At 48.9% G+C, this 22,719-nt stretch carries 21 protein-coding genes and 1 pseudogene; 18 read left to right on the forward strand and 4 right to left on the reverse strand.

From position 1 onward, the window contains the following. The first annotated feature begins 287 nt into the window (after positions 1-287). The 8 genes and pseudogenes from NST07_RS14330 (at position 288) to NST07_RS14365 (ending at position 8,715) form a co-directional block, all read left to right on the forward strand. Positions 288-1,055, forward strand: coding sequence for a sugar phosphate isomerase/epimerase (locus tag NST07_RS14330; RefSeq protein WP_341092586.1), 768 nt, complete (start codon positions 288-290; stop codon positions 1,053-1,055). Beyond that, positions 1,048-2,145, forward strand: a complete 1,098-nt coding sequence (locus NST07_RS14335) for a Gfo/Idh/MocA family oxidoreductase (RefSeq protein WP_341092588.1) — start codon at positions 1,048-1,050, stop codon at positions 2,143-2,145. Before NST07_RS14330 ends, NST07_RS14335 begins: the two co-directional genes overlap by 8 nt. Positions 2,146-2,189: 44 nt before the next feature. Next, a complete protein-coding gene (locus NST07_RS14340) occupies positions 2,190-3,260 on the forward strand; it encodes a Gfo/Idh/MocA family oxidoreductase (RefSeq protein ID WP_342481763.1) in 1,071 nt (356 codons plus the stop codon). Positions 3,261-3,299: 39 nt separating this feature from the next. Further along, complete coding sequence (locus NST07_RS14345; protein ID WP_341092591.1) at positions 3,300-4,268, forward strand: sugar phosphate isomerase/epimerase; 969 nt, start codon at positions 3,300-3,302, stop codon at positions 4,266-4,268. Positions 4,269-4,273: 5 nt separating this feature from the next. After that, a pseudogene (locus NST07_RS14350) lies at positions 4,274-5,254 on the forward strand (aminoglycoside phosphotransferase family protein). A 91-nt stretch (positions 5,255-5,345) separates the two neighbouring features. Then, entirely contained in the window at positions 5,346-5,885 is a 540-nt protein-coding gene (locus NST07_RS14355; protein WP_341378372.1) for an HXXEE domain-containing protein, read from the forward strand. Between the two features lie 138 nt (positions 5,886-6,023). Next, the gene (locus NST07_RS14360) at positions 6,024-7,094 is read left to right on the forward strand and encodes an ABC transporter ATP-binding protein (protein WP_038590915.1); all 1,071 of its coding nucleotides are present in this window, start codon (positions 6,024-6,026) and stop codon (positions 7,092-7,094) included. A 187-nt stretch (positions 7,095-7,281) separates the two neighbouring features. Then, on the forward strand, positions 7,282-8,715 hold the full coding sequence (locus NST07_RS14365; RefSeq protein ID WP_341092597.1) for a glycoside hydrolase family 43 protein: 1,434 nt from the start codon (positions 7,282-7,284) through the stop codon (positions 8,713-8,715). Between the two features lie 191 nt (positions 8,716-8,906). Here the strand turns inward: NST07_RS14365 and fabF are convergent, their stop codons facing one another. After that, positions 8,907-10,148: a beta-ketoacyl-ACP synthase II gene (gene fabF, locus NST07_RS14370; protein ID WP_342481764.1), complete on the reverse strand. Its 1,242-nt coding sequence runs from the start codon at positions 10,146-10,148 to the stop codon at positions 8,907-8,909. A 136-nt stretch (positions 10,149-10,284) separates the two neighbouring features. Between fabF and NST07_RS14375 the strand changes: the two genes are divergently transcribed. Both NST07_RS14375 and NST07_RS14380 read left to right on the forward strand, forming a co-directional pair. After that, positions 10,285-11,136, forward strand: coding sequence for a helix-turn-helix transcriptional regulator (locus tag NST07_RS14375; protein WP_341092602.1), 852 nt, complete (start codon positions 10,285-10,287; stop codon positions 11,134-11,136). Positions 11,137-11,254: 118 nt separating this feature from the next. Continuing rightward, entirely contained in the window at positions 11,255-12,358 is a 1,104-nt protein-coding gene (locus tag NST07_RS14380) for a citrate synthase/methylcitrate synthase (protein ID WP_341092604.1), read from the forward strand. Between the two features lie 308 nt (positions 12,359-12,666). Here the strand turns inward: NST07_RS14380 and NST07_RS14385 are convergent, their stop codons facing one another. Further along, positions 12,667-13,836 (reverse strand): MFS transporter, encoded by a 1,170-nt coding sequence (locus NST07_RS14385; RefSeq protein WP_341092606.1) that lies wholly within the window; start codon positions 13,834-13,836, stop codon positions 12,667-12,669. A 138-nt stretch (positions 13,837-13,974) separates the two neighbouring features. On the opposite strand from NST07_RS14385, the gene NST07_RS14390 reads away from it, so the two are divergent. Then, the gene (locus tag NST07_RS14390; RefSeq protein ID WP_342481949.1) at positions 13,975-14,739 is read left to right on the forward strand and encodes an exodeoxyribonuclease III; all 765 of its coding nucleotides are present in this window, start codon (positions 13,975-13,977) and stop codon (positions 14,737-14,739) included. Between the two features lie 85 nt (positions 14,740-14,824). Here the strand turns inward: NST07_RS14390 and NST07_RS14395 are convergent, their stop codons facing one another. Continuing rightward, complete coding sequence (locus tag NST07_RS14395) at positions 14,825-15,961, reverse strand: VanZ family protein (RefSeq protein ID WP_341092607.1); 1,137 nt, start codon at positions 15,959-15,961, stop codon at positions 14,825-14,827. A gap of 189 nt (positions 15,962-16,150) precedes the next feature. On the opposite strand from NST07_RS14395, the gene NST07_RS14400 reads away from it, so the two are divergent. The 6 genes from NST07_RS14400 to NST07_RS14425 all read left to right on the forward strand — a co-directional run bounded on the left by NST07_RS14400 (position 16,151) and on the right by NST07_RS14425 (position 20,963). After that, entirely contained in the window at positions 16,151-16,498 is a 348-nt protein-coding gene (locus NST07_RS14400; RefSeq protein WP_342481950.1) for a hypothetical protein, read from the forward strand. Positions 16,499-16,641: 143 nt separating this feature from the next. Then, positions 16,642-17,133 carry a sigma-70 family RNA polymerase sigma factor gene (locus NST07_RS14405; protein ID WP_342481765.1) on the forward strand — a complete coding sequence of 164 codons (492 nt, stop codon included), beginning with the start codon at positions 16,642-16,644 and terminating at the stop codon, positions 17,131-17,133. Beyond that, entirely contained in the window at positions 17,126-17,776 is a 651-nt protein-coding gene (locus tag NST07_RS14410; protein WP_342481766.1) for a hypothetical protein, read from the forward strand. The genes NST07_RS14405 and NST07_RS14410 overlap by 8 nt, the downstream gene beginning before the upstream one ends. 111 nt (positions 17,777-17,887) lie before the next feature. Then, the gene (locus NST07_RS14415) at positions 17,888-19,120 is read left to right on the forward strand and encodes an aminopeptidase (protein WP_341092613.1); all 1,233 of its coding nucleotides are present in this window, start codon (positions 17,888-17,890) and stop codon (positions 19,118-19,120) included. Between the two features lie 168 nt (positions 19,121-19,288). Next, positions 19,289-19,825 (forward strand): sigma-70 family RNA polymerase sigma factor, encoded by a 537-nt coding sequence (locus tag NST07_RS14420; protein ID WP_038590939.1) that lies wholly within the window; start codon positions 19,289-19,291, stop codon positions 19,823-19,825. After that, on the forward strand, positions 19,815-20,963 hold the full coding sequence (locus NST07_RS14425; protein ID WP_341092617.1) for a DUF4179 domain-containing protein: 1,149 nt from the start codon (positions 19,815-19,817) through the stop codon (positions 20,961-20,963). The genes NST07_RS14420 and NST07_RS14425 overlap by 11 nt, the downstream gene beginning before the upstream one ends. 378 nt (positions 20,964-21,341) lie before the next feature. Here NST07_RS14425 and NST07_RS14430 read toward each other — a convergent pair whose 3' ends face one another. Next, on the reverse strand, positions 21,342-21,884 hold the full coding sequence (locus tag NST07_RS14430) for a GNAT family protein (RefSeq protein ID WP_341092618.1): 543 nt from the start codon (positions 21,882-21,884) through the stop codon (positions 21,342-21,344). Between the two features lie 371 nt (positions 21,885-22,255). Between NST07_RS14430 and NST07_RS14435 the strand changes: the two genes are divergently transcribed. Continuing rightward, the gene (locus NST07_RS14435) at positions 22,256-22,591 is read left to right on the forward strand and encodes an antibiotic biosynthesis monooxygenase (RefSeq protein ID WP_342481767.1); all 336 of its coding nucleotides are present in this window, start codon (positions 22,256-22,258) and stop codon (positions 22,589-22,591) included. Positions 22,592-22,719: the final 128 nt, after the last annotated feature.

Here is a 22,719-nt window from a genome sequence, read left to right on the forward strand (position 1 = left end):
TGATAAGCAGATTGTTCATGTTTTAATCATATTATTCATTTTATTATATACGCTTTCATATTACCATGTAGCTAAGCAAAAACATATAAAAGATGCGAAGGAGGCTGTATGGCGGCTCTGGAAGCTACATAAGCAGGCGTGGGGTTCAGAAGGCGCAGGAAATAGATATAAAGGACATTTTTGAATAACAGCCCTTTTGTTCAGGTGATTTCCATAGTGTGGCCGAAGCAGGTACGCCGTTTTGAATAACGCAAGTTAACTCTACAACGACTAGGAGTGAGGAATTGATGCTGAAGATTGGATTACAGTTGTATACGCTGAGAGCAGAGCTGGAGCAGGATTTCGAAGGAACGCTGCGCAAGGTGGCTGAGCTGGGATATGCGGGAGTGGAATTTTACGATTTTTTCGGCCGGACAGCAGAGGAAGTAAAGGGACTGCTTCAGGAAACGGGATTGGTTGCTCTCGGTGCACATCGTCCATATGATGTCATGCTAAACGATACAGAGCAGGAAATCAGCTATAATCTTGAGATCGGCAACCGGAACCTGATTGTGCCTTATTTGACTGAGGAACAGCGTAACTGGGAAGAGGTTGTTGCTAATTTCCGCATAATAGGAGAGAAATGCAGAGCAAGGGGAGCAGTTTTCGCTTATCATAATCATGATTTTGAATTCACGGAGCATTTTGGAGAGCGCACCGCATTTGACGGTATCTTCGAAGAGGTTTCTGCTGAGCTGCTTCAGGTAGAAATGGACACCTGCTGGGTGTACTACGGCGGTTATGACCCTGTTGAGTATATCCACAAATATGCCGACCGTTTGCCGCTTATCCACTTAAAGGATATGAAGAAGCTCGAAGATGGCTCGGCAGAGACTGTTGTACTAGGTGAAGGTGAAGTGAATCTTACCGCGATTCTGGAGGCTGCTGATGCGGCTGGAGTGGAGTGGGCGGTAGTGGAACAGGATTATTGCAGCCGTCCGGCGCTGGAAAGTGTTGCGGACAGTATGAAATGGGTTAAAGGCTATGCCAATCAAGGGGGAAAAGTTCATGTCTGATAAACTTAAAATTGCTATTATCGGTTGCGGTGGTATCGCAAACGGCAAACATATGCCAAGCCTATCCCGTCAACAGAATGCTGAAATGGTAGCATTTTGCGATATCGTGGAAGAACGTGCCCAGGAGGCTGCCAAAATCTATGGCGCCGAAGGTGCAGTAGTCTATACGGATTTCCGTGAGTTGCTAGCAGCGGGCGGATTTGATATTGTGCATGTATGTACACCCAATGACAGTCACTCCGAAATTACGGTTGCGGCGCTTGAAGCCGGTAACCATGTGATGTGCGAAAAGCCGATGGCCAAGACAACGGCGCAGGCTCAGGACATGCTGGATGCTGCCCGCCGCACTGGCAAGAAGCTGTCAATCGCGTATCAGAACCGGTTCCGTGCAGATAGTGAATATCTGAAGGGAATGTGCGAAAGCGGGGAACTGGGCGATATTTATTATGGCCGTGCCATTGCGCTGCGACGCCGAGCCGTTCCGACCTGGGGGGTATTTCTGGATGAAGAGAAGCAGGGCGGAGGTCCGCTGATCGATATCGGAACGCATGCTCTGGATTTGACACTCTGGCTGATGGACAATTATAAACCTCGTGTAGTGGTCGGTTCTACCTTCCACAAGCTGGGGCAGCGTAAAAATGCCGCAAATGCGTTCGGTCCATGGGATCCTGAACAATTTAAGGTTGAAGACTCCGCTTTCGGTTTTATTACAATGGAGAACGGGGCAACCATCGTGCTGGAATCAAGCTGGGCACTGAATGTGGCTGAATTCGGTGAAGCGAAGACGCTGCTAGCAGGCACCGAAGGCGGTGCGGATATGAAAGACGGCCTGCGCATTAACGGAGAGCGTGCCGGACGCCTGTATGAAACGAAGGTGGACCTGTCTTCCGGCGGCGTTGCTTTCTACAGCGGGTCTGCAGAGACCGAGGCTGACCGCGAAGCCCGCTTGTGGCTTGAGGCGGTTATTGAAGACAAGGACCCGGTCGTCAAGCCTGAACAAGCGTTTGTTGTGACGCAGATTCTGGAAGCTGTTTATGAATCCGCACGCACTGGCCGTGCAGTCTATTTTGACGGAAGTTCTGACAACTAAGAGAATTTAACACGGATACTATAAGAAAAGCAGGAGTGGAATCCATGAGTTCAAACAAACATTCGGTGGTCATCGTCGGCTATGGTGGAATGGGAAGTTATCATGCACAATTAATCGGTGAGAATGAGCGCCTGGAAGTCGCAGGTACGTTCGATTTACTGGAAGTGCGGCGCGAAGCGTCAGTAGAAGCAGGTTATAAAGCTTATGCCAGCTATGAGGAAGTGCTTGCTGACCCGGTTGTCGAGGTGGTGCTGATTGCAACCCCGAACGATGTCCATAAAGAAATAGCCATCCGTGCGCTCCAAGCCGGCAAGCATGTCGTCTGTGAGAAGCCGGTAGCCATGTCCTCTGCTGAGTTTAAGGAGATGACTGCAGCGGCCGATGGAGCCGGACGCGTCCTGATGGTTCATCAGAACAGACGCTGGGATGAGGATTTTCGCGTGATCAAGCAAATGTACGAGACGGAAACGATTGGAGCACTGTTCCAGATTGAGTCCCGCGTACATGGTGCCAATGGCATTCCCGGCGACTGGCGCCATGTGAAGGAGCAGGGTGGAGGTATGTTGCTCGATTGGGGCGTACATCTGCTGGACCAGTTGCTGTTTATGATCGACAGTAAAGTGATCAGCGTAACCAGCACTCTGAGCTATATTCTCGGAAATGATGTCGATGACGGATTTGAAGCGGTGCTGCAATTCGCAAATGGCATCAAGGCGATCGTTGAGGTCGGCACGACCAACTTCATCACATTGCCAAGATGGTATGTGAAAGGGATTGAAGGTTCAGCAGTAATCGAAGACTGGTCGCTGACCGGAAGAATTGTTACCCGCAATAGTGAAAGTGAACACCGGGAGCCCACACCGATCCGTGCCGGTGTCGGCTTGACCAAGACGATGGCACCGCCTTCGGAAGGCTCGACCATTACCGAAGCACTGCCGCCGGCAGCAGAGCTTGCGGATGGTTTCTACAACAATTTTGTCGCTGTAATTGAAGGTACGGCTGAGCCGATCGTCAAGAATGCGGAAGTGCTGCGTGTGCAGAATCTGATTGAAGCGATTTTTGAGGCTGCTGAGAGCAATCAAGTCATTAAGGATTTTGAAACTTACGAAGCTTAAAGAGCAGCGGAATATTACAATGTGAGAGGCGGCAGGGCAATGAAACTTGGTGTATTTATGGTGCTTTTCGGCGGTCGTAAGCTTGAGGATGCGCTGGATTATGTAGTTTCCAAAGGACTTAAGGCAGTGGAGATCGGTACCGGCGGCAACCCGGGCAACAGCCATTGTGATCCGAAGCTGCTGCTTGAGAATGAAACGGCGCTGAAGGAATTTAAGCATGCGGTGGAGTCACGCGGCCTGATGATCAGTGCGCTAAGCTGCCACGGCAATCCGCTGCATCCGCAGAAAGAGCTGGCCCGCAAGGACCACGAAGATTTCGTGAACTCTGTTAAACTGGCGCAAAAACTCGGGGTTCAGGTTGTAAACACCTTCTCGGGCTGCCCGGGTGACCATGAGGATGCCAAATACCCCAACTGGCCGGTTGCTCCATGGCCGAACGATTACCAGGAAATTCTGGCTTGGCAGTGGGAGAATAAGGTTATTCCTTACTGGAAGGAAATGGGCTTATTCGCAACACAGCATGACGTCAAGATTGGCTTAGAGCTGCACGGAGGGTTTTCCGTGCATACGCCAGCGACATTGCTGCGCCTGCGAGAAGCTGCAGGTGAAGCTATCGGGGCCAACCTTGATCCCAGCCATATGTGGTGGCAAGGCATTGATCCGGTGCAGGCCATACATATTCTCGGCCGCCAGGGCGCGATTCATCACTTCCACGCTAAGGATACAGTGATTGATCCGGTTAATGTGAATATGTACGGATTGACCGATATGCAGTCGTATACCAATATGCTTGACCGTGCCTGGCAATTCCGTTCAGTCGGTTATGGACATGACGTGAAGGTCTGGGCAGATATCATCAGTGCCCTTCGATTGGTAGGTTATGATTATGTAGTCAGTATCGAACATGAAGATGGACTGATGTCCATTGAAGAAGGGTTCTCCAAAGCGGTAGACAATCTTCGTCAAGTGCTGATTGAAGAGCCGCTTGCTGATATGTGGTGGGTATAAGTTCTATGGATAGCTTCACTAAAGTCAAATTGGATGACGGGCAGCTGGCACTGCTGGTTGAGACGGCTTTCGGCAAAGAAGCGGGGATTGTCTCTTGCTCGGAGCTGACCGGAGGTTTTTTTAATACGGCTTACGATCTTGAATTAAGCAATGGCCAGACTGTGATTCTGAAGATTGCTCCTGCAGATGAGACCGAAACGTTAAGCTATGAGAAGGATATTATGCGGGCAGAAGTAGAAGCCCTGCAGCTGGTCAAGGCAGCCGGTGATATTCCTGTGCCAGCCGTATACAGTTATGACGAAAGCCTCCAACTGATCCCATCTCCCTATTTTTTCATGGAGAAGATTGAAGGGCAGCCCTACAGTGAAGTGAAAGATACTTTGTCCGTCGAGCAAAGAGCCTCCATCGAGCAGGAGCTGGGACGGTACCAGCGGTTGATTAACGAGATTAAGGGACCGCGGTTTGGCCTGTTTGGACAGATGCCGGAATGAACGGTAGCCTCATGGCGGGAGAGCTTCACTTCGCTGATGAATAACCTGCTTGCTGATGCCGCCAGACTGGAAGCCAAATTACCGGCGTCCCACGATGAAATTAAACGGGTGCTGGAGCAATATTATCCTGCCCTTGATGAGGTGACGGAACCCCGGCTTGTGCATTGGGATTTGTGGAATGGCAATCTGTTTGTGAAGGATGGAGTTATTGTCTCCATTATTGATTGGGAGAGAGCGCTGTGGGGCGATGTGCTGCAGGAGTATTATTTCCGGCACTTCGAGGACTCAGCAGCCTTCCACAAAGGCTATGGTCTCACCTTCGAAAGCCCGAACGAGCTGCGGCGCAAGAAACTCTATGACCTGTATCTCGACCTCATCCTTGTGATTGAGTGTTATTCACGGCAGTATAAGGATGAGAATCATGTAAGCTGGACCTTGGATAACCTGGCGGAGAGCTGGAGAACATTCACCGGCAGCGGTGAGGCCATAAAATAGAACGCGGAAGGCCGGTCCTCTGAAGGGAGACCGGTCTTCTTGCTGCTCTGATTAACCGGAAACACATGTTTTGTGGGAGGATGGTTTACAAATGCTGAGTTGGCTGAATCTTCATATCGATACGATAAGCTTGTTGTGGTTGCTGCCTGTATGCTTCATGTTTCATGATTTTGAAGAAATTCTTACTGTTGAGTCTTGGGCAGGCAAATACGGCAGCCGCGTGGAAGAGACTCTTCCTAAGTACATGAGCACAATGTATAGGAGTACCATGCGCATGACGACGCGGGCTTTTGCTATGGATGTGCTGTTCGTGTATATTCTGATAGTAACAGTGACCGTACTTGCAGTATTCTTTTCTTTTTACTTGTTATATCTGGCGGTTCTTGCCGTTTTTCTGCTGCATGTTTTTACACATCTGGGGCAAAGTGTCTTTTTGAAACTGTATACTCCCGGCGTAGTAACCGCGTTGTTAGTAGCATTGCCTTATTCACTTTATGCTTTTTACAGGCTGCTGGAGACAGAGACCGTTAGCTTTGCGGATATAGGCTGGTCGCTATTGCTGTTGCTATGCCTGGCTCCACCGGCTGTCTGGGGCCTGATGAAGAGCAGAATGCGCCGCAATCAAGGGTGAAACCGCTTGAATCTCTAAAGACACATTTTCAGAAAGCACTTGACGTAAGACTATAAAGATAGATAAAATAATACTTATTGCCTTTCTATATACTGAGAATCATTATCATATCTTGAAAAGAGCAGAGAGGGTGACAGGATGGAGCGCCTTTTAGAGGTAAAGGACCTAGCAATATCTTTCAAAACACGCGGCGGAGAAGTGCAAGCAATCCGTGGCGTCAACTTCCATGTAAATAAAGGGGAAACACTGGCGATTGTAGGCGAATCCGGTTCCGGTAAAAGCGTAACTTCCCAAGCGGTCATGAAGCTTGTTCCTGAGCCGCAGGGCATTTATAAACGTGGACAGATTTTGTTCGATGGTCAAGACCTGATTAAGAAGAGTGAGAAGCAAATGCAGAAGATTCGCGGTAAGGAAATCGGTATGATCTTTCAAGATCCGATGACCTCGCTGAATCCGATGATGAAGGTCGGTAAGCAAATTACCGAGGTTCTGTTCAAACATGAGAAAATGTCCAAAGACGCTGCATACAAACGGGGTGTCGAATTGCTCAATTTGGTGGGAATTCCTTCACCTGAGCGTCGTTTCCAGCAGTACCCGCATGAGTTCAGCGGCGGGATGCGCCAGCGTGTCGTTATTGCTATGGCACTTGCAGCCAACCCTAAGCTGCTGATTGCCGATGAGCCGACAACAGCGCTCGACGTAACGATTCAGGCGCAAATTCTTGACCTGATGAAGGATATCCAGAAGAAAATTGATACAGCAATCATCTTTATCACCCATGATCTCGGTGTCGTGGCCCGAATGGCCGACCGTGTAGCTGTTATGTATGCCGGACAAATTGTCGAGATGGGCACAGCGGAAGAAATTTTCTATGACCCAAGACATCCATATACCTGGGGATTGCTCGCTTCCATGCCGAGTCTGGAAAGCAAAGGCACCAAGCTTACAGCCATTCCAGGAACCCCTCCCGATCTGATCAAACCGCCTAAGGGCGACGCCTTTGCCTTGCGCAGCACCTATGCGATGCAAATCGATATGGAGAAAGAGCCGCCAATGTATAAGGTTTCGGACTCCCATTTGGTGAAATCCTGGCTGATGCATCCGATGGCTCCGGCTGTAGAGCCGCCTGAAGTTGTGAAGAAGAGACAACGCGTACTGAAAAATGCTTATCCAGAGCCGGTTCTGGTGGAAAGCTTCAGCGTGAATTAGTTAGATCAAGTAATGGTATACTATTGAGCTTAGCGTCAGGCCTTCGTAAGGCTTGGCGCTTTTTTGCGTGGGAGCAGAAATATATATTTCATATATATTTAAAACGAAACTAATATGTATAAATAAAATTATTGACTAATTGTTATTTTCACAGCAAAATGTAAGGGTATACATAGGAGGTAATATAATGAAAAAATACACATTGACCACATTGATTTCGTTAACATTATTGGCGGGCTGCAGCGGTGATGGCGGTACGCCGAAGTTCGATAATGTTTCAGTACATGATCCTTCTGTTATTAAGGTGAACAATACATATTATGTATTCGGTTCCCATTTGGCTTCGGCCAAATCCAAGGACCTGATATCATGGAAACAAATTTCCTCCGGCGTAGCAGACGGCAACGTGCTGATTCCCAACGTCACCGAGGAATTGAGCCAGACCCTGAGTTGGGCCCAGTCGGACACACTGTGGGCACCGGATGTGATTCAGCTGGCAGACGGGAAGTTCTATATGTACTATAACGCCTGCCGTGGGGATTCTCCGTTGTCTGCAATGGGTATTGCGGTAGCCGACAAGATTGAAGGACCGTATAAGGATCAGGGGATTATCCTGAAATCCGGCATGGCTGGTGTAGGCAATGACGGTGAAATTTATGATGCTGCTGTCAAACCGAATGTGGTTGACCCTGATGTGTTTTTTGATAAAGAGGGTAAGCTGTGGATGGTGTACGGCTCCTATTCCGGCGGGATCTTCATTATGGAGCTGGATGCAGCTACCGGCTTCCCGTTACCGGATCAAGGCTATGGCAAAAAGCTGCTGGGAGCAAATCACGCCCGGATTGAAGGCCCTTATATGCTGTACAGTCCTGAAACCGATTACTATTATCTGTTTCTCTCCTACGGGGGACTGGACACCAAAGGCGGCTATAATATCCGCGTAGCGCGTTCCAAGAATCCTGATGGTCCCTTTGAAGATTCCGAAGGCAAAGCGATGATTGACGCCAAGGGCACGGCCGGCAAGCTGTTCGATGATCCGGCTTATTCACCTTACGGGGTGAAGCTGATGGGCAACTTTAAGTTCATCAATAGTTCAACTGAGAATGCTGTAAGCGAGGTGGGCTACTTGTCACCGGGACATAATTCGGCTTATTATGATGCGAAGAAGAAAGAATATTATCTGATCTTCCATACGCGTTTCCCTAACCGGGGAGAAGAACACGAAGTCCGCGTACATCAGATGTTCATGAACAAGGACGGCTGGCCGGTTGTCGCTCCTCATCGTTACAGCGGTGAGAAGATCGGGACTTATACTGCAGCGGAAGTCGCCGGAGATTACAAATATGTGAATCATGGCAAAGACATTACTGCAACTACAATTCAGTCGGAACTGATTCAGCTGGGCGGCGACGGTAAGATATCGGGAGCGGTAACGGGAACATGGACGATAAGCGGAGAACACAATGCTGAGCTGACAATAGACGGGACTGTGTACAGTGGTGTCTTCCTGCAAGAATGGAATGAAGCCGTTGAGAGCCAAGTCATGACGTTCAGCGCACTTTCTGCCGGGGGGATTGCTATCTGGGGAAGTCATGTCTCGCCAGCAGCAGAGAGCAAATAGATCTATTACTATGGATTTGACCAAAAGCTCCAGCCCACTGTAAAGAACGGTGAGCTGGAGCCTTTTTTTGAAAATATAAGCATTTATTTGCTTCATGCAATATATTATCCTTCAATCTCTCTCTGAAACGGACACCGTCCTTATGAGGGCGGAGGGCGGCGAAGCCGTTTCCACTTGCAGGTCGGATTACGTTATCCATTGTCGTACTTGCTTAGGGCAATAACGGCATTATGGCCGCCAAAACCAAAAGAATTGGAGATTCCAATCTTGAGCTCGCCTTTGCGGGCAATATTAGGCACATAATCCAGGTCGCATACTTCATCAGGGGTTTCCTGATTGATGGTAGGCGGAATGATGCCGCTACTCAGGCTTTGAATCAGAGCGATGGCTTCCAGCCCGCCGGCAGCTCCAAGCGTGTGGCCGGTCATCGACTTGTTGGCGGTAACCGGAATGCGGTAAGCCGCTTCCCCGAACAGCTTCTTAATCGCCAATGTTTCCGAGCGGTCCCCGATAATGGTGCTGGTTGCATGGGCGCTGATAACATCCACTTCCTCCGGCTTGATTCCCGCTTCGCGGAGTGCAAGCTTCATCGCCTGATAAGCACCGATGCCTTCCGGATGGGTGGCTACCATGTGATAAGCATCAGAGCTGGCGCCATAACCGATGACTTCTCCATGAATCACGGCATTTCTGCGCAAGGCGTGGGAGAGTGATTCCAGAATGATAATCGCGCCGCCTTCGCCGATAACGAACCCGTCACGCCTGCCGTCAAACGGGCGGCTGGCTCTCGCGGGCTCATCGTTGCAGGTAGATAAGGAAGTGGCGTTTCCGAAGCTGGCTAACGAAATCTCGCTGACCGCCGCCTCGGAGCCTCCGGCAATTACACAATCAGCCCCGCCGTAACGGATTAACCGGAACGCTTCTCCGATCGCCGTATTGCCGATTGAACAGGCGGTGACCGGGGAGAGAGTAGGACCCAACGCTCCCAGCTTAATGCTGATCGTCGCAGCCGCCATGTTAGAGATCAGCATGGGTATCAAGGTGGGACTGACTCGTTCCGGTCCCCGTGTCCGCAGTATATCCCCTTGCTCCATCAAGGTATGAATGCCGCCTACCCCGGAACCTACATATACAGCAAGCCGTTCTCTGTCAATCTGATCCCGCTGAAGACCGGAATGCGCCCACGCATCTTCGGCGGCAGCCAGTGCAAATTGGGTGAACCGGTCCATCCGGCGGGTTTCCTTGCGGCCGAATCTGCCCTCAGGATCGAAGTCCCGCACCTCAGCGGCAATTTTGGATTTGAAATGTGAGGGATCAAATGAAGTTATTTCGGAAACTCCCGATTCGCCTGCAGTCAGGCGGCTCCAGAATTGCTCTACAGTGTTGCCGAGCGGTGAGATCAAGCCCATCCCGGTAATTACAACGCGTTCCATAATTGTCTTCCTCCATCCTTGTATATAGGGGTTATACTAGTATTTTTCCACTTTACTTATCCTATTACAAGTTGTAGTTTATACTAGTATAATTACTACTATTTATAGGACGGTTTCAGAAAGGCAGGAACAGATATTGTCCAATCAGACGAGGCTTCAGGCATTATCAGATTTCTTAAAATCACGCCGGGCGGCGATCTCTCCCGCTGACGCAGGCTTGCCGGAAGGGACGCGCAGACGAACACCCGGGCTCCGCAGAGAGGAGGTAGCGCAACTTGCCGGAGTCAGCAGCACATGGTATACCTGGCTGGAACAGGGACGTGATATCAAAGTATCGGCCTCTGTGCTGGATTGCATTGCCTCCGCACTGCAGCTGACCAAGGATGAGCGAAGCTATTTATTCGCGTTGGCCCTTGAGAATGGTCCCGGAAGTATGCCATTTGAGCAGGTGGAGGTTTCCGTCATCAGCCCGCCACTACAGAAAATTCTGCAGGAGCTTACCACCTGCCCGACCCTTATTTCGGACCGGCGCTGCGGCATCGTCGGCTGGAATGAAGCGGCGGCGCATGTTTTTCTGGATTTTGCGTCGTTGCCGCAAGAAGAACGGAACATGATCCGCCTCTTGTTCGAACGCAAGGAATTTCAGCGGCTTGCCGTGAACTGGGAACAATTCGTCAGGGGTTATCTGGCTATTTTCCGGGCGTACTACGGGCAGTATGTTGAGGATCACTGGTATGATGATTTTATTGCGGAGATGAAGGGCAAACATCCTGCGTTTCAAGCACTTTGGGAGGAGAGCCAAGTTAGCTCAGCTCCCGATGTGGTGCTCGAATTCCGCCATGCCAAAGCCGGTAAGATGCTGTTTCATCTAACCTCACTTCAGGTTCACGGAAGCACGGATCTGCGCTGCAGCATCTATACCCCCGCAGGAGCTTCAAATACAGAATCCAAGCTGAAGCAGCTTATCGGGCAGCCTGCGATCCATTAACCTGATAAATTATTTTTATGTATTCATAAAAAACTATAAATATGCAATATGGGGTTTACAGCATATACTCCTAATATAGTGTTCAATTCCTATTGGATCGGAAAAGGGGTTAAGTGCAATGGCAACAGTAAGCGGGTTGGAAGGCGTAGTGGCTGGAGAAACAGAAATTGGTTTGGTAGACGGAGAAAAGGGTTATTTGGTTTACCGCGGATATTGGGCGAAAGAACTTGCAATAAGCCGAAGTTACGAAGAAGTAGCTTATTTGCTGTGGAATGGCCAGCTGCCAAGTTCGGAGGAACTGGAGATGTTGAAGCTGGAAATGGCAGCGGCCAGAGCGATGCCGGAGTATCTGTGCAGAATTGTTGATCTGCTCCCGGCTTCGGTTCCGATGATGCTGGTTCTGCAAAGCACAGTAGCTGCTTTAGGGGAGCAGGGGAATGCAACATGGCCGCCGACGCTCCGGCAAGCCGTGCGGTTAACTGCGCTATTGCCAACGATTATTGCTTACAGATACCGCAGGTTAAAAGGACTGCCTATTGTGGAGCCGCTTCCAGAGCTTGGGCATGCCGCTAATTATTTGTATATGCTGAATGGACAAATTCCGGAGGAAGCCCATGTGCAGGCACTAAGTGCGTATTTGATTCTTTGCATGGAGCATGGAATGAATGCCTCGACTTTTGCCGGACGCGTGGTTCTCTCCACTGAATCTGATATGTGTGCAGCCGTATGTGGTGCCATTGGGGCGATGAAAGGTCCGCTGCATGGCGGAGCACCCTCCGAAGTCATCTCGATGCTGGCGGATATTGGAACGAAGGAGCGGGCTGAGCCATGGATCCGTGAGGTTCTGGATAAAGGTGGCAAGATTATGGGCTTCGGTCATCGCATTTACAAGACCAAAGATCCCCGCGCCGAAGCGCTCAAGATTGCTACCGAGGAAATGATCGGCAAGGATCCTTCCTTTGATGTGGCGATTCATGTCGAGCATACGGCGATCCGCCTGCTTGAGGAATTCAAACCGGGACGCCGGTTGTTCACTAACGTTGAGTTCTATGCTGCCGCGATCCTGCAGGCACTGGAACTGGACCCGGAGATCTTCACCCCTACGTTTACGTCCGGCAGAATTGTGGGTTGGACCTCGCATATTCTGGAGCAAGCCGCCAACAACCGTATTTTTCGTCCGCAATCCATATATACGGGACCTATGCCTGAAGGGGAGTTCTAAGAACAAGCAGTATGTAATCTGTTTATCTTATAGCGCGCAAAACATCCCTGGCCGTTGAACGTCCAGGGATGTTAGCAGGGGGAGTGAAATGAGAGAGCATGGGCGGGATACTCTGGCATTACATTAGAAATCAGAGGCAGCTCTGCTTTCCAATGATAGAACATTATATTCTCCGTTTCTATTAATGCAGCAGCGAATGACTTAAGAGATTAGCACAATTTAGAACGTTCCGCGAACGGATCATTATTCCAATCATTGTGCTCTCCAGATTATATTGATACTCCTTAGCGCTGACGCGGCATCCGGTCTTATAGAGTTGCTGCATGTTCTCCCTTACGGCTATTTCTACCATAAATCCGGTAAAGAATGAGGCCAAAGATCATGCCGGTAAAGGACATTGCTGATACGCATAAAAAGAACGTTTTTCCCCCGAACCTGTCATAAATGGCACCTCCCGCATATGAGGCCAGGATGCCCGACACCCCAAAGAACAGAAGTGCCAGCACTGTCTGGCCCGTAGCCCGCCATTCCTCCGGTACAATGCTGTACAAGTACTGGATAGCCGCCGAGTAGAAGACGGGAAATGTGAGCAACTGCAGAACCTGCAGGTAAGTGAGCAGCTGCGGATCGGTAACCCAGGCAGAAATAAAGAAACGAAGGAAATAGAAGGCTCCCGCAAAAGCGATGATAATCAGCTCTTTGCCTTTGCGCAGCCACCAGAAGCTCAAGGCAAAGACAAGGATTTCGCTTATTGCCGCAAGGAAAAATGACTGTCCCACCAACGCCGATCCTCCGCCCAGATCAATAATATATACCCCCAGAAAAGTATCGTTCATTCTTGCCGGTACAGAGCTGACAAAGACCAGCAGCAGAAATAACAGCGTTTCTTTGTTGGAGAGGAAATGCTTGAGACTGTCCAGGGTGACCGGTTTCCCGGTAACCGGGGCATCCGGCATGTTCCAGCTGACCAGGAAGCCTAGCAGACTGCTGCCGGCAAACAGCAGTCCTAGACCTTGTGCGCCAAAATAATACATTACATATCCGGTCAGCAGCGCCATGATACCATAACCGAGCGCTCCATAGGTGCGGATCGAGCCGTAGCTGATCCCGGAAGACTCGGCGATACGGAAATTGAGGCTTTCTGTCAACGGATCAATCGGCATTAGGAAAAAGTAGAGCAGCATAGCGAACAGAATCAGTTGGCTGTAACTGCTTGAGATATACAGCAGGTAGCCGACAATGGCGGAGCACAGCAGCAGGAACAGCAGTACTTTGCGGATTGTTTTGGTCCGGTCACTGATCATTCCCCATAGCGGCTGGGCGACTATCGTTATGAAACCGCCGGTGCCGACAACGAATCCGATTTGTGCCGGACTCAGACCCTGATTATCCAGGTAGACCGGAAGAAAGGGAATGAACATGGCGAGCAGGGCAAAATATAAAAAGTTAAAGCTGCGTAGCAGTTTTGGTATATTCATCACTTATATGAACCCCCGCGTATTTTAGTAGATTGGAAGAAGCAAGCCCAGTTATTGTATCATGCCTAGCAACTCTAAACAGCTTATAATATGTTACACTGGGGATAATTCTAGTGAAATGTAAGGAGAATGACGATGATAAAGCTGGTGTCCTGGAATGTAAATGGTCTGAGAGCTTGTGTGAACAAAGGCTTTAACGATTTCTTTAAGGAAAGCGGCGCAGACATCTTCTGTGTGCAGGAAACAAAGCTGCAGGAGGGGCAAATTGTCCTGGAGCAGGGTGAGGAATATATGCAATATTGGAATTATGCCCTTAAGAAGGGGTATTCGGGAACGGCGGTCTTTACCAGAATCAAACCGCTCTCCGTACGATATGGAATAGAGGAGGATACAGAGCCGGAAGGCCGGATTATTACTTTGGAATTTGCCGGTTTCTATCTCGTAAATGTATATACTCCGAATGCCAAACGGGATTTGACCCGTCTGGGATATAGAATGGAATGGGAGGACCGGTTCCGCAATTATCTGCTGGCGCTGGATCAGCATAAACCGGTTGTAGTCTGCGGTGACCTCAACGTCGCCCATCAGGATATTGATTTGAAAAATGCGAAATCCAACCGGGGGAATTCAGGATTTACCGATGAAGAGCGCGGTAAAATGACGACGTTGCTTGACTCGGGTTTTGTGGATACCTTTAGATATTTTTACCCTGACACAGAAGGGGCGTATAGCTGGTGGTCCTATATGCCGAAGATCAGAGAGCGCAATGTCGGCTGGCGGATTGATTATTTCCTGGCTTCATCACGGATGGCTCCGCAGCTGGTGGAGGCCGGTATCGAGTGTAATGTCCTCGGAAGCGACCATTGTCCGGTGGTGCTGACGATTAAGGAACTGGATTCCTAATTATATTATACTTTCAAAAGGCAAAGAGGCCGTGCGTCCCCGGTAAGGGGAACATGGCCTCTTTAGCTATTCATGAACAACTCTCTTAATTGACAACTGAATCTGTAACATCCTTAGCGGATTCCTGCGGCTTCTCCGGCCATGTAATTACATTGCAGGTCTGGCTTATGTTCTCATAGAACAACACTCGTTTTTTCTTAAAGATTCCGATAAATAGATGAACAATGAAGGCCATATCCCCTAGAAATACAGCAATACGAACAACTGTTGCTAGGGCAGGAGTCAGACCGTCGAGCTGAGAAGAAACAAGAATTAGGCGGTTCATTCCAATCAGGAGCCCATACAGCAGCAAGTATCTGGTGATCAGCATCCATAGCCGGAGCCGTTCCCCTTGAGTGCTTATGCGGATGCGCACAATCCATTTGCCAAGTGTTCTTCCTCCGGCCAGACAGGGCACCAGCAGACAGAAGACACTGGTTGATATCCAGAATGCTCCTGATACAGACAAAGCATTCAGCAGAGTGAGCCCGGTCAGCCATACGAAGGCATCCAGCATAAATGCGATGCTGCGTCGGGTGAAGGTGACTCTTTTGGCCGCCAGATCCTCGTGGTTGTCGAGCTGTTCGATCTTTGGGAGCAATCCTGAAATCCACAAGGCAATTCTGAATCCGATCATCCCGCCAAGCGTATTGGTGATCAGGTCGTCGACATCAAAGATACGGTAAGGATAATCAAAGATACCGTAAATGCCGGTGATCTGTGTGACCTCGAACAGCAATGAGAGCGAAAAGGACAGCAGAATGCACACCACCCACCTGGTGCGGAAGTAGTAGCCCAGGAACAAGCCGAAGGGAATCGTCAAGACGATGTTGAACATGGTCTGAAGAAATGCAGGCTCGCGCAGTAATGCCAGATAACTTGAGGGTTGCTGAACGGAAAAATTGCCTTCTTTCAGAATCTCCTGAATAAATTGCAGTGGGATATGCTGAATTGTATTGCCCGAAGGGGGCAGGTTGTGCCGGGACGCCGGCATCGGCAGCATGATGAGATATAAGGCGTTCAGCAGATAGAGCAGCAGCAAATAAAGAACAACTGCCCTGATCTTGTTGATATATCCATGCTTCCGGTATTGAACAATGAGAAAAGGCAGCGTGAAGAACAGCGCCGCTACAGGAAAGGTCATAAAGGCGTAAGAGATCGGAAATAGATACGATTGAAACATGGTTCACCTGCCATTTTGTTAGTTTACTGAGCTTACCCGCACATGAAGATACCCTTGCTGTTAGACGTTGCTTACTGGCGGAATCACTGCAGCAGAATCTATTTTATTATAGAAGTTTATGGAATAGGGCTCAACTTATTTATTGGCCTCATCCGGCATACATATGTTTGGAGAGGAGCGTGAGCAATGATGGAGAAGAAGGTTCAGCAGTATTATAAACTCAAAACAAAACAAAAGGAGCTTGAGAAGGAACTGGCCGAGCTGCGGCAGGATATTTTGTCTTACTGCAGTGAACTCGGGGAGACGGAGGCAGTGATTGGCAGCTACAAGGTTAAGCTTGTCACGCAGAACCGCAAGGAATATGATGATGAAAAGCTGTACAACACGTTGTCCGACCCGGAGGTTTGGCGTCTGCTCTCAAAGACCGATCCGGCAAAGGTGGCCAGTCTGACCAAACTGAATATCATCGCAGAAGAAAAGATTCAGCATACTTACGCTGTGAAGACCGTGACCTTGTTGCAGGTGGATAAAAAATAGTCACTGATGTTGCACCGGTTAAAAGAACCCTTTGCCCTATCTATGAGAAACAGACAGCGGCTCCTGCATGGGGCCGTTTTTTTGTGAAGAAGTGAAACATATTCGCTGGTTCCGGCGTGTTATCAGTGAAGGGGGGAGACGGATTGGAGAAACAATTGCCCTGCACTGAGAAATACATAACTGAAATGGTCCGGAAACATTCAGACATGGTACTGCGGCTTGCCTTAGCTTATGTCAGGAATATGGCTGATGCGCAGGATATTTGCCAGGATGTTTTTATCAGACTGTTCCAGCATCATCCTGAGTTTGCAGATCAGGATCATGAACGGGCATGGATGATAAGAGTCACTATTAACCGGTGTAAGGACATGCTGCGAAGCCCATGGAAAAGGTACATCTCTGCTCTGGAAAGACCGGAATTGCCCATACCTGAAGCGGAGGAGCGGGAGGTGGTATCAGCAGTGCTGAAGCTTCCCGTCAAATACCGGATAGTCATTCATCTCTATTATTTCGAAAATTACAGCACGGCAGAGATCGCCGCAATGCTGCAGTATAAAGAAGGTACAGTCCGCACGCAGCTGAAGCGTGCAAGAGAGCGGCTGAAAGCCGTAATGGGAGGGATGGAGGATGAATAAATATGTGAATGGGATGAGGAAGATTACGGCTTCAACAGAACTTGCAGAGAGGATAGTGAAGAAAGCCGTTCAGGAAAAAGCTGAATCGGATACAGGTAAGCCTGTGCTAACCCGTCGTTATAGACTACAACCTGCCGTATCCATCATCACCGCAGCGCTGGTTCTTCTTTCACTGCTTAGTTTGTTTCTGATCCAGAGTAACGGCCAGCGCCAGCCGGGTCAACGCCCCTTCCTGTCAGACATCTTCGCGGTAACGGTGTATGCCGCAAACGGTGAGCCGCAACAGGTACAGCCGGAAATTAAGTTCCCCATCGGGGACTATCGTGTGACCAACAGCAGGTCGCCGGGATTTCCGATACAGATCACGGCTGACGGCGCGGATGAAATCAGGCTGCAGACAACAGAGGGCAGTTTTCTTCGCTGGACTCCGCCGGATTATATGGTGCATGAGCTCGGAACAAAGACGGCCATTGCATCCGGAGATACGATTTATTGGTCGCCATTACCCAGCAAGAATAGGGAGTGTGAACTGACCCTTACTGCCTACAGTAATCATACTGAAATTGGCAGGGCGCTTATTAGGATACAGTCTGACGAATCCGGTACTTACTCTGGTAAACTGGTGGGGAATGAACAACAGTAGAGGTCAAATCATAAAGAATCGCAACGTGGATCAATTTGCGTTAAAATAACAAGAGCAGTTCGTTTGGATTTGTAGAACTACAGCAATCTTGGATATGGAGGAAAAGAAGTCATGAAGGATTTTGAAGTGATGCTGGAGAAATATGCGGACCTCGTTGTGAAGGTCGGAGTAAATGTACAGCCTGGACAAGTGCTGATGATCCATTCTCCCCTGGAGACAGCCGAGCTTACGCGCCTGATCGTAGGCAAAGCCTATGAGGCCGGTGCTAAATACGTCATGGTTGACTGGGATGATGAGGCGGTTACGCGCATCCGTTACGAAAAGGCTCCCGAAGACTCTTTTGGTTATTACCCGCAATGGCATGCGGATATGCTGGAGGGTTTTGCCGAAGAGGGTGGAGCAATCTTACATATTAAAGTACCCGATCCGGAGCTGTTCCGCGGCATTGATTCCTCGAAAGTATCAACAGCCGTCAAGGCTGCTGCAGTGGCGCGGAAGAAATATCAGAACTATACCCGGAACAATAAAATCAGCTGGTCCCTCATCAAAGCGCCGACGCGTGCATGGGCGGATAAGGTATTTGCCGATCTTCCAGCAGAAAAACGAGTGGAAGCGATGTGGAAAGCGGTATTCCAGATGAACCGCGTAGGCAGTGAGGACCCTGTTGCTGCCTGGCGGGAGCATATTGCCCAACTGAAGCAAAGCCAGGACCGGATGAATGCCAAGCGCTACAAAAGCCTGCATTACCGCGCCCCCGGCACGGACCTGCATGTGGAGCTGCCTGAAGGCCATTTGTGGCGCGGTGGCGGCGGGGAGAATGGCAGCGGAGTATACTTCGTAGCGAACATGCCTACGGAAGAAATCTATACGATGCCGCGTCGCACAGGCGTCAACGGCACAGTGGCCAGTACCCTTCCTTTGAATTTGAACGGGCGTCTAGTGGATGGCATCACCGTTACTTTTACAAACGGCAAGGTTACCGCATACGATGCCGAGTCCGGGCGTGAGCATCTGACTTCACTTCTGGAAACGGATGAAGGTGCTTCCTATCTGGGCGAAGTGGCCCTGGTGCAGCACGACTCACCAATTTCCCGTATGAGCCGGGTATTCTATAATACAGGCATCGATGAGAATGCTTCCTGCCATTTTGCACTGGGCAGTGCCTACCCTGTTAATATTGAAGGCGGCGTTGGACTTAGCAGTAAAGAATTGCTGGCGAAAGGCGCCAATGTAAGTTTAACGCATGTTGATTTCATGGTCGGCTCAGCTGAGCTTGATATCGACGGTGAACTGGCGGATGGTACCATTGAACCCGTGTTCCGCAAAGGAAACTGGGTGCTGTAATATACAATTATCTTAAAGTCGTAGTCCCGCTGAAAGGCTGGGTTACGGCTTTTTTTTGTCAATATTCACTTTGCGGACTGAAGCAAAGGATAAATTACAATTTAAGAAAACTGTTTGCGCGCTCTCCCCGTCTTAACTATGTAAGGTAAGGGGGAAGGAGGAGGAAAGATGACGATGTCCGGGGTAGAGATGAAGAGGGTTAGCAGTACAGTGTCGCGGGAAGAATCTGTGTTCTATGACACTGTGATAGAGCATAGCGAGCAGCTGTATCGTATAGCTTACAGTTATTTGGGCAACCGGAACGATGCGCTGGAAGCGGTACAGGAAATGACCTGCCGGGCCTGGATCAAGCGGAAAACGCTGAAAGATCCCAAGGCATTTAAATCTTGGATCATCCGGATTCTGATATATGTCTGCATAGATGAGCAGAGAAGACGCAAGCGCAGTGTTCCGACAGCGGACGAACAAATGCAGGAGCCCGTTACAATGCATAATACCAGCAGGATGGAAATGCTCTGGGCACTTGAACAAGTGAAACCCAAGTACCGTCATGTGCTGCTGCTTAAATACTACAATGACATGACGTTGACCGAGATTGCGGAATTGTTGAATAAGCCGGAAGGGACAATCAAAACCTGGCAGCATAAAGGGCTTAAGCAGCTTAGGACGATTATCAGGAATCGGGGTGACTGGAATGATCAGTAACAAGGAAGAAGAGGAATTGCTGTCAAACGCGGTTCAGATGCACCAGCAGGTAGAAGTGGAATTGGAGCAGCAGAGCAGCGCGATAAGATTTGCGGTTCAAAAGGGGCTTGAGAGGGGTAAGCGAAAAAGCAAGATGGCTTTATTCTCCAGAAGCACATTCATGGGATTTGCCGCAGCTGCTGCGGTCGCCATTCTGCTGTTTGTTCTTCCCTATATCCAGTCAGAGCCGCAAACGGCCCGGCCGTTGCAAAGAATCGACTGGACAGGGCTGGAGGATTTCAAAGATCTTTCTTCATTTGATGTCGACGACGAAACCGTCTATTCCGCACTTAGAAACGGATATATTCAAAAGATCAACAAATCGGTGAGCAGCGAAGGGTTTACGGTGACCTTGAACGCCGTTACTGCGGACGAGAATAAGCTTATTATGCTATACACGGCTACCACAGATAACGCTAAAGAGATTCACAGTATAAATAGTGCAAAACTTGAAGACAAGGCAACGAACAGTTATTTGAAAGATACGATGCGGGTGGCCAGCCATTTTAGGGGACCGGGTGTGAAGAGTTACAGTAAATTCATCGGGCGGAGCACGTTCGACCTCGACCGTAACAAGCCATTCCCTGAACAGCTGGAAGCGGATTTTAAAATTGCTTTGGTAGATCCTGGCATGATGGAGGACCCCAATTCGGAAATTGCTTATGAAGATGTACAATATTCTCCCAGTCTTAAAATCAGTTTTACTTTAGCTTCCAAGTTTAAGGAGCATCCAACCCAAACCATATATCCCGACAAGACTTTTACACTTGAAGGGCATGAGATAACGCTGACCCAGGTTGAATTCTCTCCGTTAATGACCAGGGTGAATATGGCGATGAAGGAGGACGAGCGTGATCAATGGCAGATAAGAGACAAATTGTTTGTGGCGATCAGAGGAACGGAAATTGCCTCTGAGACGAAAAAGGATGTGGATCAGCTTCTCTCGTACTCCGGGGGCGGGACGGATGAGGGTTTTAGTTATCTGCTCAGCAGCAATCTTTTGGATAACCCAAGGTCTATGGAGCTGTTAATTAAGACTGGATCAGAGGAAGAGGGACTATCGGAGATCAAGCTTAAGATTCCTGTAGTTAATCAATAACCTTTGCCTTGTACACACTGAAACTATATAGATTGAACTTGTGGTTTTAGATTTCAGGACCAGTCGCAACTACAGTGAATATTTGGACTTCCGGCCGCTGTTGTCTTCAAATTTCTTGATTTTAACCGCTATAGCGGTAGAAATCCGAAGACTGCTTATGCTTTCAATGATGCTAGCTTTCCTTCGGAAAGCTTTCAGGCGGACACTACCGTTCCTCCAGTTCCAAAATTCCCCTCCGTTGCTCCTTTCCCTTTTCTCAAGTTTTTAAGTTCAATCTATATAGTAATAAACTGGGTCAGCATAGTCGTGCTGACCCAGTCTCTTTTATCCCTGTAGATGAGAGGTATCATTGAATACTTGTAGGGAGTGCTGCTAGCCTTATACATTAAGCTGGACCCAGTCTCTTTCAAGCATCGAATAGATTAGCTCATCACACCAGGTTTGATTGCAATATCTTGTCTCCCGGAGTACGCCATCCTTGATCATGCCCACCCGGATCATCAGGTTCTCAGAGCGGATGTTATCGGCGTTGGCATACGCTACGATTCGATGGGCCTGAAGCGACTCAAAGGCATAGCAGGTCATCAGCCTGACCGCTTCCGCAGCATAACCCTGCCGCCAATAATCCGGATGCAGCGCCCAGCCGATTTCCCATTCCCTGATTTCTGACCAGTTCAGCTTAAGGCTGATGCCACCTAAGGGGATGTTATCTGCAGTTCTGCAAATGATCAAATTGAAATGTTCACGGGGTTTGCACTGTGCATGTGATAAAGCTGCTTCAAAATCCTTTTGAATTTGTGCGGCATCCGGTTTGTGGTTCTCGAAACGGGTGGTCAGCTCATGACCCTCCAATTCCCCGAAAAAAGTACGGTCGCTGCCGGTAAAATCCCTTAGCTGTATTCGCTCGCCTATAATTTCCATTCTCTATTGCTCCTGTCTGTCTCCATTATTAAATCGAAATACCATCTTAGGCCCATCTACAGTCGTTTCAAGCTTCTCTTCATACTTGCCTTTGTCCGCAAGTTTGATCTGAACATTCATAACAGGCCAGCTTTCTCCAGTAAAGGATGGTTGTAATTATACCGAGTATATATTTGCCTGAAACCTCGTACAAGAGAGAGTTCAGTTAAAAAAGAAGTATGCACCTATTCAATAGAGAAAGACTGTTTTCTATCCGACTAGAAATGATAACGATTATCAATTAGAATAAAACAGTGAGTTGAAACAAGAGAATATGCCAAGCAAAAGCAGCAGAGCTAGAGGCGCTTATGGCATCATAGGAGGAATCATTGATGTTTATTCAGACCAGATCCATCGTCATTGAGAAGGGGAACAGCGATAAAGTGATTGAAAAGTTCAGTGCACCTGGGGTGCTGGAGGAAATGGAAGGGCTCATTGATATCAGCATTACGCTGAACAAGAAGAGCAAGGATAACGAGGAGGTCTTGCTCCTGATCCGCTGGGAATCAGAGGAAGCGTGGAAGAATTGGGAGAAAAGTGATGCTCATATCCAGGGTCACCGCAACAGCAGGGGCCAAGAGAAGCCGGCTTTTATCATCAGCACAACGGTAAATATGTATGAAGTACAGAAGATAAAAGAAGGCAAGGCCTACGGAAAACAAGTGTAGGATACAGACGGCCACGGTGGTTTGCAAAAGAACCGCCGACGGCTGGTTTGACAACTATGTCGGAAACGTTCCCGAAAACGACATTTACATAATATAGATAAAGAATTATAATTATCGTTAATATCGGG

It is taken from the genome of Paenibacillus sp. FSL L8-0340, assembly GCF_038593145.1.
In the GTDB taxonomy this organism is placed as follows: Bacteria; Bacillota; Bacilli; order Paenibacillales; family Paenibacillaceae; genus Paenibacillus_AQ.